Below are 16,847 nucleotides of genomic sequence, written 5' to 3'. Positions count from 1 at the left end.
ATGTTTTATTGCTCCAATACAATTTGGCTGTCTGTTATCTGCGCCAATACTTCTTTAAATGTGTCACATACGGCGGTTGGGCCGCTGAGCCCAATATCTTCACCGTAGTTGTACCCATAGGTCAAGCCGATCGAAGAAATACCCGCCGCTTTCGCCGCTAAAATATCGTTTCGAGAGTCGCCCACCATCAAAAGCTGCTCATCGTTGAGCTGCCATTGCTGCTTAAGATGATTAAGGGGGAGTGGATCTGGCTTCATCTTGGCTAACGAGTCGCCGCCCAATACCTCATGAAACAGGTGGTCTATACCAAATGCCGCTAACAGAGGCACGGTGAAACGATACGGTTTGTTGGTCACAACCGCCAGTTGGTATCCCTGCTCAGCCAACTGCTCTAAAACCGGCTTCACGCCATCATAGAGTCTGCTATGCTGTTGCAAGTTAGCTTCGTAATGCTTGCTAAACAATGGCATTGCATCGTCGATATCGGCCTGAGTCACTGACTCGCCGCGGGCGAAGGTCAGTGCGCGTTCAACCAACTTGGCCGCGCCGTTACCGACCCAACTGCGCACCTGTTGTTCATTGCACAGGGGCAAGTTTAATTCGGCCAACATATCTTGGGTGGCGGCCGCCAGATCGGGGACGCTGTCGATTAGCGTGCCATCAAGATCGAAGGCGATTGCCTTAATAGATTGCGCTTTCATACTTAAGCATCAACCTTAGCCAGTTCACTGCGCATCTCATCGATCACCGCTTTATAATCCGGCTTATTGAAAATCGCTGATCCGGCTACGAACATGTCGGCACCCGCCGCCGCGATTTCGGCAATGTTATCAACCTTAACACCACCGTCTACTTCTAGGCGGATATCGAAACCACTGGCATCGATACGCTCGCGCACCTGACGTAACTTATCCAGGGTCGATGGGATAAAGGATTGGCCACCAAATCCTGGGTTAACTGACATCAGCAGAATCACGTCCAGCTTATCCATCACATGATCCAGATAGTACAGTGACGTTGCAGGATTAAACACCAAGCCCGCCTTACAACCTGCTTCTTTGATTAGCTGTAGGGTACGGTCGATATGCTCTGACGCTTCTGGGTGAAAGGTAATAATCGACGCACCGGCTTCAACAAAATCAGGAATGATGCGATCAACAGGCTTCACCATAAGATGCACGTCGATCTCGGCGGTAACGCCATAGTCTCGCAGCGCCTTACACACCATAGGACCTATGGTCAGGTTAGGTACATAATGATTATCCATCACATCGAAGTGAACCACATCGGCACCGGCGTTAAGCACGGCTTCAACATCTTCCCCAAGACGGGCGAAATCTGCAGATAAGATAGATGGAGCAATAAGAAATGGGCGCATGATAAACTCGCTAAGCTGAATAAGAATTACGCTATTCTACCTTATAGCCTGACCCTGCCTCTATAGCCGATACTGGATTAAACGTGTTCTGGCTCAGAATTGAGTAATTTTCACTGCCTTGCTGAATGGGCACCTAAAAATTATGTTCAAAATATAAACGCCTTTGCTATAATGCGCTGATTAGGGGTTTTCATGTTCACAGGATGTAGAGATGAGAGATAAGGCCAAACCTTCAGCCAAGATGAAATCGGCAACCGTGTTTACGGTGACTGCCGCCGTAGTCGGCTTTACTGCAATAGGAGTGCAAAGTCTCACAAATAACTCGTCTGCAACCGCCTGTGTATGCGATGGAAGCGCCAGCTATAACACCTCTCTTCCCGCAAGCCATCCAAACAACCGCTGTGCCCAGCAGGCTGAAAATGTCAGTTGGGGAAATTGGCTAACAGGTAAGAGCCGCTCTAGTCAGCTTCACTTTGTCGATCTGCTAGAACTTCTCCATGGGCACCAAGATAGCCCTATGGATGATGTCACTCCCACCAGCAATCAACACCTCTAGGCAGGCTTTTGCTGCAACTCTTTCTGAGCACCCTAGCCGCCTTTTTTGGTGTGCAAACCGAGCAAAATCGCGCCCGCGACTTTCAGTCTCGCTCACCGGTTCCCTTTATTATCATGGGAATACTCTTGGCTATCGCCTTGGTCGCTTCGCTGATTTTTGTCGTAAAACTGGTACTGGCCTAGTACAAAAACTCAGTTAACTGGGTCGCTAAAGACTTAATTAATCACTTAGCTAAGGGCTTAATTAATCACTTAGCTAAAGACTTAGTTAACCGCTTAGCTAAAGGCTTAGTCGTTTTCGCTGTGGTATCTGTCATCGTACAGGGCCATCAACTCATCAACCTTCTTACGGCCATTGCCATTCTGGCTGATGTTGCGCTGCACCTGAATTTTATCGAAACGTGCCCCGTGATAAAGCTCGCGGGTCAAGGGAATATCATGATTGCTGATGAGCACAGGGATCCCTCTGTCGATCGCCGTGTGACGCGCCTTACGTGCCAGCAGCGCTTGATCATCCAGACTAAAGCCAGCCCCTACATAGGTGGTAAAACTGGCAGTGGTAGACAGTGGCGCATATGGCGGATCGCAATAGACCACATCGCCCGCCTCTGTCATATCAAAGGCCTGCTCATAGCCGATACATCTAAATTCAGCGGCCTGGGCTTTCTCGGCAAACGCCTTAATCTCCTCTTCAGGAAAATAGGGCTTCTTGTAAGATCCAAAAGGCACATTGAAGCCGCCCTTGGAGTTGTAGCGACATAGGCCATTGAATCCATGACGATTCATATAGAGAAAGTAAACTGAGCGTAGGAAGGGATCGCTAGTCTGATTGAATTCACTGCGCACCAGGTAATAGGCTTCTTTATCGTTTTTAGCGTCGATAAACATCGCCTTCGCCGCTCGGATATATTTCTCAGGCGTGGTCTGCACTATCTGATAGAGGTTGATCAAATCCTGATTAATGTCGCACAACAGATAACGCTTATACTGCGTATTGAGAAATACCGAACCGGCGCCAACAAAGGGTTCAACCAATCTGTCGCCTTCAGGAAGGTGCTGGGTGAGCGCATCAACCAGTTTAAATTTTCCGCCAGCCCATTTTAAGAAGGCTCTCTGTTTTTTAATCATCTAAATCGATTGAATGCACAATGAAAACAAGTTGCCGATTGTACTCTGTTTATTAATGAATTTCACTGCTCGCAGACCCTTGTTGCAACTGATAGCCAGATAAATCTGCCCAGGCTCTCACCCAAGGTGAAGGCAATTGCGCTTGCTGGGAAAGGTTCAGCGCCGCCTGTTTACCCTGCTCCCTATCCGCATATTGTCCATAGAGCAAAACCCAATAAGCCTTATAGCGCGCAATCTGCACCTGATTGGCATCGGGTAACTTAGCGATAGTCTGTTTAAGAGAATCGATATTTTTCACCGTGGCTAACTGCAAGGTAAACCCCTGAGGATGCTCGGCCTCTGGCGATGACAGGGCTGACTTTAATGCTTCTTGGGGTTCAGCCGGTGGCGTAACGGCAAATGTTTCGACACGCTCATTGACCCGGCTCTCACTCTCTTCATTAAACGCCAAGGCTTGCTCCGTAGCTGGCTCCACCACTTGATCCACTAACTCTTCAGCAGCGATAATCTCCTCCGAGGGCGGCTCAGGGATCTCGCTTACCGTCTTGGACTCCTGCTGCAAAGCGGTATCAGTTTCTATCGGCTCAGTCGCTTCAACCGATGCAACCCGACTCTTAGCGGCGAAATAACCACTCAGTAGATGCTTGCCATAAGCCTGGTTAAACTCGCTGGCGCGCACCGCCGATACAGTCTGTTGCGAGGGGATAATGCTGGCCTCATCAGATTCGGCGAACATCCAATAACTCCCCAGCAACAACAGTGTGAAACAAACACAGATAAAGACATTTCGTTGCCAGGAGCGCTGAGAAGTTTCATGGGGATCGCCATGTAATGCCAAGTAAAGCAGGCTAACGACCTCTGCTGGCATGCCTTGTTGCTTCAATAATTGCTCTTTCACTATCTCTCTAGGGGTGAAAGGCGTTTCTTCACTACGATGCAACAAGCTGTAATAGAGGCCTTCGCGCTCAGCCTCAGTCAGCGGTGCTATAGCCATAGGGAGTAGCAAAAGACGCTGCGAGTCAGGTAACTGCGCCAAGATCTGATTAAAATATTCCACCGGGGTGGTGAGCGTTAATGAAAGCTGTTTGCCGGGTAAGGTTAATTGGCTCAGCACTATGCACTCGGCCCATAGCTCCAGCGGAAGGTAATGGGCATCGTCGAGCACGATATGACTGTGCGATGGTAAGGCGTCAACCAGACGTAATAAGGTTTCAGGAAGCGGCACCTCATCGTCAAACAGAGGCTCTGTGAGTAACTGCACTAAGATCTTACGGCGGATCTCGGCGCTATCCACATGTTGCGGACAGACCACTAACGCCGAACTCACTTCGTCCAGCGCATCCACAAGTGCAGTTGTCAGCGTCGTCTTGCCCGAGCCAGCATCACCGGTTAACACCGTCAGCTGTTGCCCATACAAAACCACATGCTGCAATCGATGCAGCAAGGATTCCTGACTAGGTAAAAGGATAGCTGTTTGAAAAGTCACTTAATCACCACACAAACTAGGCGCGGCTAATGACCTCTTGTAGAAGGGACTCGGAAACATCGCCATACACTTCTGCCTGGCCTATCGCCTTTGGCAGTACGAGTCTGAGTTTGCCCTGCAGTACTTTTTTGTCACGCCGCATATGCTTCATGAACTGATCAAAGTTCATCGTCTCAGGAGCTTGAGTAGGAAGATCAAATGCCTCGAATATCTGCGTAATTCGACAAACAATTGACTCATCCACCAATCCCATCTTAGATGCAGTTTGTGCAGCAAGTACTGTGCCAGCAGCTACGGCTTCTCCATGTAACCAGACACCGTACCCCATCTCAGCTTCGATAGCGTGGCCAAAGGTGTGTCCCAGATTCAACAAGGCGCGCACCCCCAGCTCAGTTTCATCCTGAGCGACGACATCGGCTTTGATTTGACAGCATTGAGCAATCGCGTAGGTCAGAGCCTGCTCGTCTAGTGCTTTTAGCGCCTGCACATTCTGTTCTAACCAAGTAAAAAACCCACCGTCCCAGATAATGCCGTACTTAATCACCTCGGCCATACCGGCGGCAAATTCTCTAGCGGGTAGGGTATGGAGACAGGCGGTATCTATAGCAACCATCTTGGGCTGATAAAAGGCGCCTATCATGTTCTTGCCCATAGGATGATTGACGGCCGTCTTGCCACCGACCGAAGAGTCCACCTGTGACAGCAAGGTAGTAGGGATCTGGATAAAATCGACACCCCGCTGATAACAGGCGGCCGCGAAACCAGTCATATCACCAATTACGCCACCACCTAAAGCTATCAATACAGAGTCACGCCCCATGTTCTGCGCTAGCAGTGAGGTAAAAATCGCATCCATCTGCGACAGTGTCTTGTATTGTTCGCCATCGGGCAGGATGACAGGATCTGCACATTGGAAGGAAGCTAATAGCGCCTGTACCTTGTTTAGGTACAGAGGCGCTATTGTGTCATTAGTTACGATAAGAATTTTTTTGCCTTGAAGATAGCTAGCAAAATGTTCGCTATTTTCGAGGAGATTCTGGCCAATTAAGATAGGGTAACTGCGTACACCAAGTTCAACCTGAATCCGTTCCATTCTACCGCCTAATGTTTAGAAGCCTAATTGTTCAATAATCTGATTTGCTACAACTTTTGCGCTTTGCTCGTCAGTTTTAACGATCACATCGGCAATCTCTTCGTAAAGAGGATTACGGATCTCGGCAAGCTTCTCTAGCACTTCCCTAGGATCATCAACCTGAAGTAGTGGACGACGCTTATCACGCTGTGTACGCGCAACTTGCTTGTCGATAGTGGTTTCCAGATAGACCACGATGCCACGAGCAGATAAGTTATTTCGAATATCTTTACTCTGAATTGAACCACCGCCAGTTGCTAAAACAATACCTTGTTTTTCAGTTAAGTCGGCGACAACTTGTGTTTCGCGACGACGAAAACCTTCTTCGCCCTCAACATCAAATACCCACGCGATATCAGCACCAGTACGGTTTTCAATCTCTTGATCTGAATCGTGGAACTCTAAATGAAGCATCTGCGCCAGATGACGGCCTATAGTGCTTTTACCAGCCCCCATAGGACCTACTAGGAAAATATTACGTTTTTCAGCCATTGTTTTACGTCTGAATCTTATATGGAAGTTTGCCTATGCCAGCCAAAAAATCAGGCCGACCTTAAATGTTACCTTGCTCTAATGAGACTTGACCACGGATTATCTCAGCTAACTCACCTTAAAGGCAAGTAGGGTGAGTAAATTCTGTGAAATTAGACTCAGGCACAAAAAAGCCAGCGTTTAATTGCTGGCTTTTACACTAGGTTGAATTACGAACTAGATATCTTCAGAGATAATCTTAGGTGTCACGAAGATCAACAGCTCTTGGCGCTCATTCTTATCTGTGGTGTTTCTAAACAGATAACCCAAGAAAGGAATATCACCCAGCACAGGTACCTTACTTACACGGTTGATTAACTGTTGCTGGTAGATACCGCCGAGCACAATAGTCTCGCCATGATCAACAAGTACTTGCGTACCAATGCGCTGGGTATCGATAGATACCGCCTGACCAAGTGGTGTATCAACCGTCTTACCTTGAGAATCTTGTGTGATCTCAAGGTCCAGAATTACACGATTGTCCGGAGTGATCTGAGGCGTGACTCGTAGCGATAGCACCGCCTTTTTGAACTGAACCGTCGCCGCACCACTCGATGCCGACTCTACATAAGGGATCTCCACACCTTGTTCGATATAAGCAGCCTTCTGGTTAGAGGTCGTAATGCGTGGACTCGCGATAATCTCACCCTTACTTTCTTGCTCCAATGCGCTCAGCTCAAGATCCAGCAAAGTACCATCGGCTAACTTGGCCACATGGAAAGCAATGCTGGTTGGATTAGCTACGGCCGCAGGTAAATTAACATTCAGGCGATCGCCAATATCCGGCACTATGCCGTTCGCGATATCGTTAGCCCCTTCCAGACTACCAGAAGTCCCCTTGCTACCTTGCTGATCGGTGACACCCCATTTAATACCTAAATCTTCTGAGACGTCGTCTTTCACCGTCACCATGCGAGATTCAATCAATACCTGACGAATTGGAATATCCAATACTTCCACCAAACGGTGAATATTTTCCAGGCTCTCTTCTGTATCTTTCACCAACAGGGTATTGGTTCTGTCGTCGACGGCAACTGTGCCTCGGGCCGACAGCAAACTGGCGTCATCACCTTTCAACAACTCGGCAATATCGGTCGCCTTGGCATAGTTGATCTGCAGGTACTCAGAATAGAGCGGCGCAAGCTCCTTCACTTCTTGTTGGTTTTTAAGCTCTTGGCTCTCACGAATAGCAATCTCTTCGGCCGGTGCTACCATCAGAATATTGCCTTCAATGCGCTTATCCAGGCCTTTGGTTTGTAGGATCAGATCAAGCGCCTGATCCCAAGGTACATCGTCCAATCTCAGGGTGATGTCCCCTTCAACCGTATCACTGGTCACTAGGTTGAAATCGTTATAGTCTGCGATGATCTGCAACACGGTGCGCACGGAAATACTTTGGAAATTCAATGAAAGCGAACGTCCCTCATATTTCTTTTCTTCCTTGACGACAGTAGCGCGCTCAGCCTTGCGAACATTCAGTCTGAACAGGTTGCCTTCCTGCTTGTAGTTGTAATCATACTGACCTGAGATATCCATCAATAAGCGAGCAGTCAGGTCATCCTTAAAGGTCTCGAAGCTCTTCACTGGTGTCGCGAAGTCTTGCACATCCATGACATAAAGAAGATCAGAGCCAATATCCGTGTTGTATAGCTTAAGCTCGAGTTTCGCACCCACTTGCTGCACATTTGCCGCAACAGATGAATTATTCAACTTAACCAACAACTCACCCCCACCATCTGCGGTGCGGTGAAAATCGATATTTTTAATGCCGTTGACGAAAGGATTCGATGCTGTATCGCTGCGACTGGCAACCTCGTCATTAATGGTCAGGCGATAAGTATTACCCTGCACCTTACCTTGATAAGCCTTCACCTTTGCCAAGTCCACCAGCACCTTAAGTTGCTCGCTTTCCTGCAAAGTGGACAGAGACTTCACGCCCACGTTATTGATCGGCAAGATATCTTTTTCCAATCCAGATAAGCTGTCGTCAAATCCAAGGACGATCTGTGCCGGAGAGGCATTGAGATTGATCTCTGGCTCCGTCACCGCCTCTTCAAACACCAATTGTAACTCTAACTGATGATCGACTATCGAATGGTATTTGACGTCTATCAAACGGTTCGCAGCAGAAGAATACGGCGCCACACCCAGTAATAAAGCTAAGCCGAAGGCCACTTTAAATAGAGGCGACTTTTTTAATAAAACGCTTTTCGCGGCAGAAGATTCCATTATTCCCTCATCCTTCGCTTTGTTATTCACCAGTTAGTTCCATGTTGCTTAATCTTTCAGCCCAGCAACCTGTTCCATCTGGAATTAATTCAATTATTTCGACCATTTGCTGTGTAACTTTAGCAATTCGCCCGTGATACAAACCTACGTACTCACCTACACCCAAACGATATACGCTGCCATCATTGGTCTCAATCAATGCCCAAACATTTTTATCTTCACTTAAAGTGCCACGCATCTTTAAGTTATCCAACGCATAAGTTTCCAAGCGACCCTTGCGTCGTTTCAAGTCAGGCTGAAGACAATCTTTCGTCGTATCAATGACCTCTTCGGTCAATTCTCTTGAAGGCGGCACGAAAGGACTACGCATCAACTCGGCTTGATAAGCAAAATGCTCAAATTTAGGCGGTTCTTTCAATGGTGGAACATGTGCAACATGCTGAGCCTTTGTCGTCGTCACAAATGCCTCGAGATCGCTGCGATCCCCCATACAACCTGTCATCATCAAACCAATGAGCAACAGAGGAAGCTTCTTCATTTTTTCGCCCCCTTAGCCGCGTTATCTTGTGGTACCTGGGCTCCCTCTTTGAAGCGATAGGTCTTAGCCAGAATCTCCATAGCCAACTCACCACTATCACTGCGCTTAATCACAAAGTCATGCAGACTCACGATACGCGGAAGTTTCGCCACGCCACTCACCAGATGCCCCATCTCATGGTACTCACCTGTCACCGACATACTGATCGGAAATTCAATATAGAAATCACGCTGTATCTCTTCTTGCCACTCCAGACTCTGAATCCCCAGCCCCGAATCAGTGGCAACAAAGGTCACATCATCCAATAAGCCCGGCATCTCATTCTGCGAAGGCAGCATCTTTAGCAGCTCGGCAAACTGAACTTCCATTACAGCCAACTGCTCCCTGTATAGCTTAAGGTTAGCTGCTAATTGATATTTAGCTTTAAAATCATCCCTCAAGGTCACTTCTTGAGCTTGTTCTCGCTTCAGCGTATCTATGGAGTCCGAGACAAAAAGAAAATAACCCGCGATGAAAATAATAATGGCCAGGAAGGAAGCAAAGACGACCTTAACCTTAGTTGGCCAACCACCAATATTCTCAAAATCGATATCATTAAAGTCACTCAGATCGAGTTTCATTTGCTCGCTCCTTGTGTTGCTTTAGCATCAGCATCGTCTGCATTTTCTTCACCGATAGACACCCTTAAACTGAAGCGCTGAAGCTGACGCATCTCATCGTTTTGAGCAACAATCGACTGCATACTAGGATCATGCAGCCACATGGAGGCCTCTACTTTACGCATCATATTAGCGACATTGTTATTGGATTCGCTGCGCCCTTGGATCCACAGCAGGCTACCCTTCTTTTCTATGCTAGAAAGATATATTCCTGGTGGCACAATACGCACCAACTCATCTAATACATGAGTCGGTAAATTTCGTGCCTGCTGTAGGTTTAATATGATTTCTGTGCGGCGTTCGATATCTTTCTTGCGCTCGCGGATCTTTTTAATTTCGGCAATTTGTTTTTCTAGTAGTTGAATTTCACCCTGCAAATAAGCATTTCTGCCTCTTTGCTCTTCGGTCATCATATCAATAACCATTAAGGCTAAATAAACGACTAATGAAGCACCGATAAAAACTGCGGCCAATATCCCCAGATAGTCACGCTTTTGTTTTTCTCTCGCTTCTTCACGCCAGGGTAATAGGTTTATGTTCGCCATTGAGAGTAACTCCTCAGCGCCAATCCACACGCGACCATGTATTTATTAATATTGGGCTGTAATTGCGTCTTCACGTCTTCATCTGCATGCAGGCAGCCTAAGAAAGGATCGGCAATGATAGTATGCACACCCAGTTCATTAGTCAGAAGGTTCGCCATCCCCTCCAACTTAGAGGTGCCGCCACACAAGACGATATGATCCACCTTATCTTTACCACTCGAAGTGCAGTAAATCTGCAAGGTTCGCTTGATCTGCTGAAGCAGTTGCGTTTGGAAAGGTGAAAGCACCTCAAACATATAGTTGCGAGGAAGGTCCCCTTCGAGCTTAGCCTTCTCAGCTTGCTCATGGGACATTCCGTAGAAAGATAAGATCGACTGGGTAAACTGTTCGCCGCCAAAGGCCTGTTCTCGAATAAAGGTGGTTTCACCTTTCTCCACCACGGCAAAGGTGGTCATGTTGGCACCGATATCCACCAGGGCAACCACCTTATTTTCGGCACCATCGGGTAACTGCGCCGCGACCAACTCAAAAGAACGTCCCAGTGCATAGCCTTCAACATCAATCACTTTCGCTTCGAGATTAATGTCATCTAAGCTGTCGACTCTGGCATCGATGTTTTCAGTTCGGCATGCACTCAGCAGCACATCAACCTTGGAAGGGTCGGCACTGTTAACACTGAGCGTTTCAAAATCTATGCTGACTTCATCGAGTGAATAGGGGATAAGGTTGTCGGCCTCAATCTCGATTTGAGTTTCCATCTCCTCTTCGCTAAGCGAAGCATCCATGTAGATCACCTTGGTCATCACCGCCGATCCTGATACTGCCGCCGCCGCGTATTTTACACTCTTAGGCAAAGAGCGTTTGATGAGCCTTAATGACTCCAAAACTGCATCAGTATCTCTTATTTCATGATCGTTAACGGCACCTTTCTTCACCGGTGCCGCTGCGTGACTCAAAATTTTAAAACCATCAGCAGTCTTACTCAGCAGTATTGCTTTTATCTCGTGGGAACCGATATCGATGCCCACCATCTGCGGAGCCTGACGCTTCCATAAATTTGAAAGCATAGTCCATCATCACTTTTGTTATAGTTTCTGGAATTAGATTAGCACAAAATCAACTCGTTATAGATATTTGTACAAAATGTTTGTAACTTTTACAATTGCCATTTTTTTGACAACCATTTTTGCTTCACCAATAGCTGCTCGCCTTATATACTATTGTGCCTGCTAAATTTATTGGAATAATCTGGTGAAGTGGTTTAAACGAATTACCATCGCTCTATTTAGCCTAGCCCTTTTGGGAATAGGTGCAATTGCTGCGGCCTATTTTTATGTACTACCGGATCTTCCCGATGTTACCACCCTTAAAACCGTAAAGTTACAGACTCCATTACGAATTTACAGCGCTGATGGCAAACTAATCTCACAATTTGGAGAAAAACGCCGCATTCCCGTCGAATATGAACAGGTACCGCAACAGTTAATTAATGCGGTACTCGACACAGAAGATGCCCGCTTCTTCGAACATAAAGGTATCGATCCTATAGGGATCATACGTGCAGCCTTTATTTTGGCCACTACAGGTAAGAAGAGCCAGGGGGCGAGTACCATCACCCAGCAGGTTGCTCGCGGCTTCTTCCTATCTAGAGAAAAAACCTACATACGTAAGATCAAAGAGATCTTTTTAGCGCTTAAGATAGAAAAAGCCCTAAGCAAGAAAGAGATCTTAACCCTCTATCTCAACCGCTCATTTTTAGGTAATCGCGCCTACGGTGTAGGTGCTGCTGCACAGGTCTATTATGGTAAGGAGCTCGAAGAGCTTACCCTGCCCGAAATGGCCATGATTGCCGGTCTTCCACAGGCCCCATCTGCGGCGAACCCTATTCGTAATCCAGCCCGTGCGATGAATCGTCGTAACTGGGTACTCAGCCGTATGCTGGAGAAGGAAAATATCACTCAGGAAGAGTATCAAGCCGCCATTCAAGCACCGATCACGGCCAAATACCATGGAGCCGAGGTTGAGCTATACGCTCCTTATATTTCCGAGATGGCTCGTGACTATCTGGTTGAAACGCTCGGCGAAGAAGAAGCTTATACCGGCGGGTATAACGTCTATACCACCATCGATTCTCGCCTGCAGCTGCTGGCCCAAGAAGCCTTACGTAATAATGTCTATGCCTATGACGAGCGCCACGGCTACCGCGGGCCGACTAAGGTGTTGTGGGAGAGCGAGACTGGCGATAAGAGCCAACCCGTTCAAGCCCAGATCATCGAACAGCTTAAACAGACCAAAAGCTTCCAGGGGCTAGAGCCAGCTGCGGTGATGGAGATCGCCGAACAGAGTGTTAAGGTCATCAATGATAAAGGCGAAACCATTACCCTTGAATGGGAAGGGATCAAATGGGCACGCAAGTTCATCACCAATAAGCGTCAAGGCAAGGCCCCTAAGACAGCCGACGAAATCCTAAAGGTTGGCGAACAGATCTGGATCAGAAACAACGGTAACATCTGGCAGCTTTCACAGATACCAGAGGTGGCTAGCGCAATCGTCTCCTTAGATCCTCATAACGGCGCCATCAGGACACTCGTAGGCGGCTACAGCTTCCACACCAGTCAATACAACCGTGTCACCCAAGCTAAGCGCCAATTGGGCTCTAACATCAAACCTTTCATCTATACGGGTGCACTCGAAAAAGGCTATACCCTAGCCACACTGATCAATAACGCGCCTATCAACAATGCTGACATACGTCAGGGGACGGCATGGCGACCTAAAAACTCGCCCGACAAATACACGGGGCCGACACGCCTGCGAGTTGGCCTAGCGCAATCGATCAACGTGATGTCGGTACGTGCCATGCGTTATACCGGACTGGAGAGTGCCATCGATACCTTAGTCAAATTCGGTTTCGATCGTGAAGACTTGCCGCAAAACGAATCACTGGCACTGGGCTCACCTTCTGTGACTCCACTACAGGTAGTTACTGCCTTCTCGGTATTCGCTAACGGTGGCTACCGGGTAGAACCTTATTTTATTGATCATATCGATAATGCCTACGAGCAAACTGTAGAGCAGGCCAACCCAACGTTAGCCTGTACCCCGGAATTGCCAGAGCCGCAGGAGGCTCAGCCAAACGATCCTTTCGCCGCTATGGCCCAAGAACTGCCTAGCCAGGACGTTACCGCGACAGAGGATCCTAACTGCCCCAGCACGGCACGCCATGCACCGCAGATCATCAGCGAACAGACCGCTTTCTTGATCACCGAAGCCCTTAAGAGTGTTATCTGGGGTGGCGGCGACTGGAGTAAAGGTACTGGCTGGAACGGGACGGCCTGGCGCGCTGCGCGTGTCGTTAACCGCCGCGATATCGCGGGTAAGACAGGTACCACCAATGAATCGAAGGACACCTGGTTCAGCGGCTACACACCGACACTCGCGACCACTGTCTGGGTCGGATTCGATGATCATAGTATTGAGCTAGGCCGCACCGCTTGGAATACCAATGGCGCGAAAGATCAGATCTCGGGCGCCGAAGCTGGTGCCAAGACGGCCGGTCCTGGTTGGAACGAGTTTATGAAACATGCCCTCGAAGGCACGCCTGAACTGCCGTCTCCACCACCGGAAGGCATAGTATCGGCTCGTATCGATCTGGCCACTGGTAAACTGAGCCGCAAAACAGATCACACGAGTAAGTTCGAGTACTTCATTCAGGGAACCGAACCCAAAGAGTTCGCTACCGAGGCACAGACTCAAGAAGATATCTTTATCGATGATTCGGTGGAAGATCTCTTCCAATAACCTTCAGATGGGCTGGTGTCACTCGCCACCAGCCCAGTACATTTCACTAGCTTCAAGCCATTTTTCAGTGAATTTATAGCGCCAATTTTTTGGAGCTTATAAAACTTTAGACGTAAAAAAACCTGCGACTGCAGGTTTTTTAATCGATTGATATGGCTGGAATTATCTAATTTAGCTTTTCGATGCGAGCGCAGCCTTCACCTGAGTGAGTGACGTGCCGCCCAAGGCCTCACGTTTCGCTAAACAAGAGTCGATCGTCAGACATTGATAAACATCTTCTTGGATGACACCAGCGAACGCCTGCAGGCTAGATAACTCAAAGTCTTCGATAGGCTTTTTCTGTGCAATCGCTTCGACCACCACCTCACCCACTACATGATGCGCCTCTCTAAATGGCATGCCTTTCGCGACTAGGTAATCGGCCAGTTCTGTGGCATTGGCATATCCTTGTTGGGCGGCCGACAGGGTATTCTCTCTGTTCACCTTAAGGCCTGATAGCACCAGAGCCGCCATCTCCAGACAGATAGACCAGCTGTCCATCACGTCAAACAAGCCCTCTTTGTCTTCCTGCATATCCTTGTTATAGGCCAGTGGCAACGCCTTCATGGTCGTCAGAATACCCATCAGGCTGCCATATACCCGACCCGTCTTCCCCCGGATCAGCTCAAGTGCATCTGGGTTTTTCTTCTGCGGCATCAGCGATGAGCCCGAAGTAACCTGATCGTCCAGCTCGATAAAGCCCGCCTCGCCACTGTTGAAGAAGATAAGATCTTCGGCCATACGGCTAAGGTGCATCATACTGATTGCAGCGTCTGAGCATAGCTCAATCACGTGATCTCTATCTGACACTGTATCTAGGCTGTTAAGGGTTGGCGAGGCAAATCCCAGCGACTTGGCCAACGCATGTCTGTCCATCGGATATGCGGTACCGGCCAGCGCACCTGTGCCCAGCGGACAAGTATCGAGACGCTGTAAACAATCTTGCAGACGGCTAATATCACGCTCAAACATCTCCACATAGGCCAGACACCAGTGACCGAAGGCTACAGGCTGCGCCCGCTGCAGATGGGTATAGCCAGGCATCACAGCATCCAGCTCACGCTCAGCAAGCGACAGCAAGGCTGCCTTTAACTGTGCCAGCAGCTCAAGCAAGGCTTGGCCTTCCTTCTTGCACCAGAGCTTAAGATCGGTCGCCACCTGATCGTTACGCGAGCGGCCTGTATGTAACTTCTTACCCAGATCCCCTACTTTGGCAATCAAGGCTTGTTCGACAAAGCTATGAATGTCTTCGGCACCCGAGGCTAAAATCGTCTCAGGCTGATCTTTTACTTCATCGAGTAAATCTTGTAACGCCTGCTTAAGTGACTGGCATTCTTCCTGGGTGAGAATCCCTACCCCTGTGATGGCATCGGCCCAGGCAATAGAGCCGATAATATCTTCTTCTACCAGACGATAGTCGACCGGCAATGAGTCATTGAAAAGTTTAAACAATGTGCTGCTTTCTTGGCTAAATCTGCCGCCCCATAACGCCATCTTACTATCCTCTTAAATAAGCTCTTTAAATCTGCTCTTAACATAAAGGGGCGTCCGCCGCCCCTTTATTAACTCGTCGACTCTACTTAACGTTCAGCGCCCGGATACGGCTCGCCAATGAATAAAGACGAATGAATCCTTCGGCATCTTTCTGGTTATAGACTTCATCTTCACCAAAGGTGGCAAACTCTTCGGAATAGAGGCTGTTTGGCGAACGCTTCTTCACCGCCTGAGCCTGACCCTTGTAAAGCTTAAGCACCACTTCACCATTGAGCAGATTTGCCAGTGGCTGTGAAGCCCCCAGCAGTGACTCACATAATGGGGTAAACCAACGACCGTCATATACAAGATGGGCCATCTTAGCGCCAACTTGCTCACGCCATTCACGGCTGGTCTTATCTAGCACCAGTTCTTCAATCGCTCTTAGCGCGGCGAACATTACCGTACCGCCCGGGGTTTCGTAACAACCACGAGATTTCATGCCCACCAAACGGTTTTCGGTGATATCGATACGTCCTACGCCATGAGCACCGGCAATCTCATTGAGCGCCATCAGGGCACCATAGGGAGTGTATGACTGACCATTAACCTTAGTGATGCGACCAGCTTCCATCTCAACCGAAACATACTCAGGCTCATCAGGGGCATCTTCCGGTGCAACCGTCATGGTCCATACTTCTTTGCTAGGCTCGTTCCATGGTTCTTCCAGTTCACCGCCTTCGTGAGAGATATGCCAGGCGTTAGCGTCACGGCTATAGATCTTAGTCGCCGAGGCTGTGGTCTTGATGTTACGCTCCGCCAGATAATCCAACAGATCTTCACGGCTGACCATGCTCCACTCACGCCATGGGGCAATCACCTTAAGATTCGGTGCCAAGGCGGCAAAACAGCCTTCAAAACGCACCTGATCGTTACCCTTACCGGTACAACCATGACAAACGGCATCAGCACCGACTTTACGCGCCACTTCCACCTGGGCCTTGGCGATAATAGGTCTGGCCATAGAGGTACCCAGCAGATAAGTCCCCTCATAGATGGCACCGGTCGCGATAGTCGGATAGATGTAATCGGCCACCAGCTCCTCTTTTAGATCGACGATATAGCACTCGGACGCACCAGAGGCGATTGCCTTCTCATGCAGACCTTCGAGCTCAGCCTCACCCTGGCCGACGTCGGCACAGAAAGCGACAATTTCACAATTGTCATAGTTCTCTTTTAGCCAAGGAATGATCGCCGATGTATCCAGTCCACCTGAGTAGGCCAGTACCACTTTCTTCACTGATGTGTTGTTGTTTTCGATAGACATTTCGTTTTCCTAAATACTCAATTCGT

General features: G+C 48.5%; 16 protein-coding genes. 3 read left to right on the top strand and 13 right to left on the bottom strand.

Translation table 11 applies throughout. From position 1 onward, the window contains the following. Positions 1-5: 5 nt before the first annotated feature. Positions 6-701, bottom strand: a complete 696-nt coding sequence (locus CFF01_RS01110) for a phosphoglycolate phosphatase (protein ID WP_088903559.1) — start codon at positions 699-701, stop codon at positions 6-8. A 2-nt stretch (positions 702-703) separates the two neighbouring features. Next, complete coding sequence (rpe, locus tag CFF01_RS01105; protein WP_088903558.1) at positions 704-1,378, bottom strand: ribulose-phosphate 3-epimerase; 675 nt, start codon at positions 1,376-1,378, stop codon at positions 704-706. Between the two features lie 211 nt (positions 1,379-1,589). Here rpe and CFF01_RS01100 point away from each other — a divergent pair, with 211 nt between their 5' ends. Together CFF01_RS01100 and CFF01_RS01095 are read left to right on the top strand one after the other, a co-directional pair. Continuing rightward, the gene (locus CFF01_RS01100) at positions 1,590-1,934 is read left to right on the top strand and encodes a hypothetical protein (RefSeq protein WP_088903557.1); all 345 of its coding nucleotides are present in this window, start codon (positions 1,590-1,592) and stop codon (positions 1,932-1,934) included. A gap of 8 nt (positions 1,935-1,942) precedes the next feature. Then, complete coding sequence (locus CFF01_RS01095) at positions 1,943-2,116, top strand: DUF2970 domain-containing protein (RefSeq protein ID WP_033540417.1); 174 nt, start codon at positions 1,943-1,945, stop codon at positions 2,114-2,116. Between the two features lie 105 nt (positions 2,117-2,221). Here CFF01_RS01095 and CFF01_RS01090 read toward each other — a convergent pair whose 3' ends face one another. The 9 genes from CFF01_RS01090 to CFF01_RS01050 all read right to left on the bottom strand — a co-directional run bounded on the left by CFF01_RS01090 (position 2,222) and on the right by CFF01_RS01050 (position 11,248). Continuing rightward, positions 2,222-3,061, bottom strand: a complete 840-nt coding sequence (locus CFF01_RS01090) for a Dam family site-specific DNA-(adenine-N6)-methyltransferase (protein WP_033540418.1) — start codon at positions 3,059-3,061, stop codon at positions 2,222-2,224. A 52-nt stretch (positions 3,062-3,113) separates the two neighbouring features. Further along, on the bottom strand, positions 3,114-4,547 hold the full coding sequence (locus tag CFF01_RS01085; RefSeq protein WP_088903556.1) for an AAA family ATPase: 1,434 nt from the start codon (positions 4,545-4,547) through the stop codon (positions 3,114-3,116). A 16-nt stretch (positions 4,548-4,563) separates the two neighbouring features. Further along, positions 4,564-5,640 (bottom strand): 3-dehydroquinate synthase, encoded by a 1,077-nt coding sequence (aroB, locus tag CFF01_RS01080; protein WP_088903555.1) that lies wholly within the window; start codon positions 5,638-5,640, stop codon positions 4,564-4,566. A 15-nt stretch (positions 5,641-5,655) separates the two neighbouring features. Next, positions 5,656-6,171 carry a shikimate kinase AroK gene (gene aroK, locus CFF01_RS01075; RefSeq protein WP_033540421.1) on the bottom strand — a complete coding sequence of 172 codons (516 nt, stop codon included), beginning with the start codon at positions 6,169-6,171 and terminating at the stop codon, positions 5,656-5,658. Between the two features lie 216 nt (positions 6,172-6,387). Then, the gene (locus CFF01_RS01070) at positions 6,388-8,439 is read right to left on the bottom strand and encodes a type IV pilus secretin PilQ (protein WP_088903554.1); all 2,052 of its coding nucleotides are present in this window, start codon (positions 8,437-8,439) and stop codon (positions 6,388-6,390) included. Positions 8,440-8,461: 22 nt separating this feature from the next. Next, positions 8,462-8,977, bottom strand: coding sequence for a pilus assembly protein PilP (locus tag CFF01_RS01065; RefSeq protein WP_033540423.1), 516 nt, complete (start codon positions 8,975-8,977; stop codon positions 8,462-8,464). Beyond that, a complete protein-coding gene (locus CFF01_RS01060; RefSeq protein ID WP_033540424.1) occupies positions 8,974-9,597 on the bottom strand; it encodes a type IV pilus inner membrane component PilO in 624 nt (207 codons plus the stop codon). Before CFF01_RS01060 ends, CFF01_RS01065 begins: the two co-directional genes overlap by 4 nt. After that, positions 9,594-10,181 carry a PilN domain-containing protein gene (locus tag CFF01_RS01055; RefSeq protein ID WP_033540425.1) on the bottom strand — a complete coding sequence of 196 codons (588 nt, stop codon included), beginning with the start codon at positions 10,179-10,181 and terminating at the stop codon, positions 9,594-9,596. The genes CFF01_RS01060 and CFF01_RS01055 overlap by 4 nt, the downstream gene beginning before the upstream one ends. After that, entirely contained in the window at positions 10,169-11,248 is a 1,080-nt protein-coding gene (locus tag CFF01_RS01050) for a pilus assembly protein PilM (RefSeq protein ID WP_033540426.1), read from the bottom strand. Before CFF01_RS01050 ends, CFF01_RS01055 begins: the two co-directional genes overlap by 13 nt. Positions 11,249-11,432: 184 nt before the next feature. Here CFF01_RS01050 and CFF01_RS01045 point away from each other — a divergent pair, with 184 nt between their 5' ends. Beyond that, positions 11,433-13,982, top strand: coding sequence for a penicillin-binding protein 1A (locus CFF01_RS01045; RefSeq protein ID WP_088903553.1), 2,550 nt, complete (start codon positions 11,433-11,435; stop codon positions 13,980-13,982). 171 nt (positions 13,983-14,153) lie between these two features. Here the strand turns inward: CFF01_RS01045 and argH are convergent, their stop codons facing one another. Both argH and CFF01_RS01035 read right to left on the bottom strand, forming a co-directional pair. After that, entirely contained in the window at positions 14,154-15,515 is a 1,362-nt protein-coding gene (gene argH / locus CFF01_RS01040) for an argininosuccinate lyase (protein WP_033540428.1), read from the bottom strand. Positions 15,516-15,597: 82 nt separating this feature from the next. Continuing rightward, positions 15,598-16,821: an argininosuccinate synthase gene (locus tag CFF01_RS01035; RefSeq protein WP_088903552.1), complete on the bottom strand. Its 1,224-nt coding sequence runs from the start codon at positions 16,819-16,821 to the stop codon at positions 15,598-15,600. Positions 16,822-16,847: the final 26 nt, after the last annotated feature.

Origin of the sequence: Shewanella marisflavi (assembly GCF_002215585.1) — a bacterium.
Classification (GTDB): Bacteria; Pseudomonadota; Gammaproteobacteria; order Enterobacterales; family Shewanellaceae; genus Shewanella; species Shewanella marisflavi.
The sequence above is the reverse complement of the archived record's forward strand: the minus strand, read 5'-3'. Positions and strand labels throughout refer to the sequence as shown.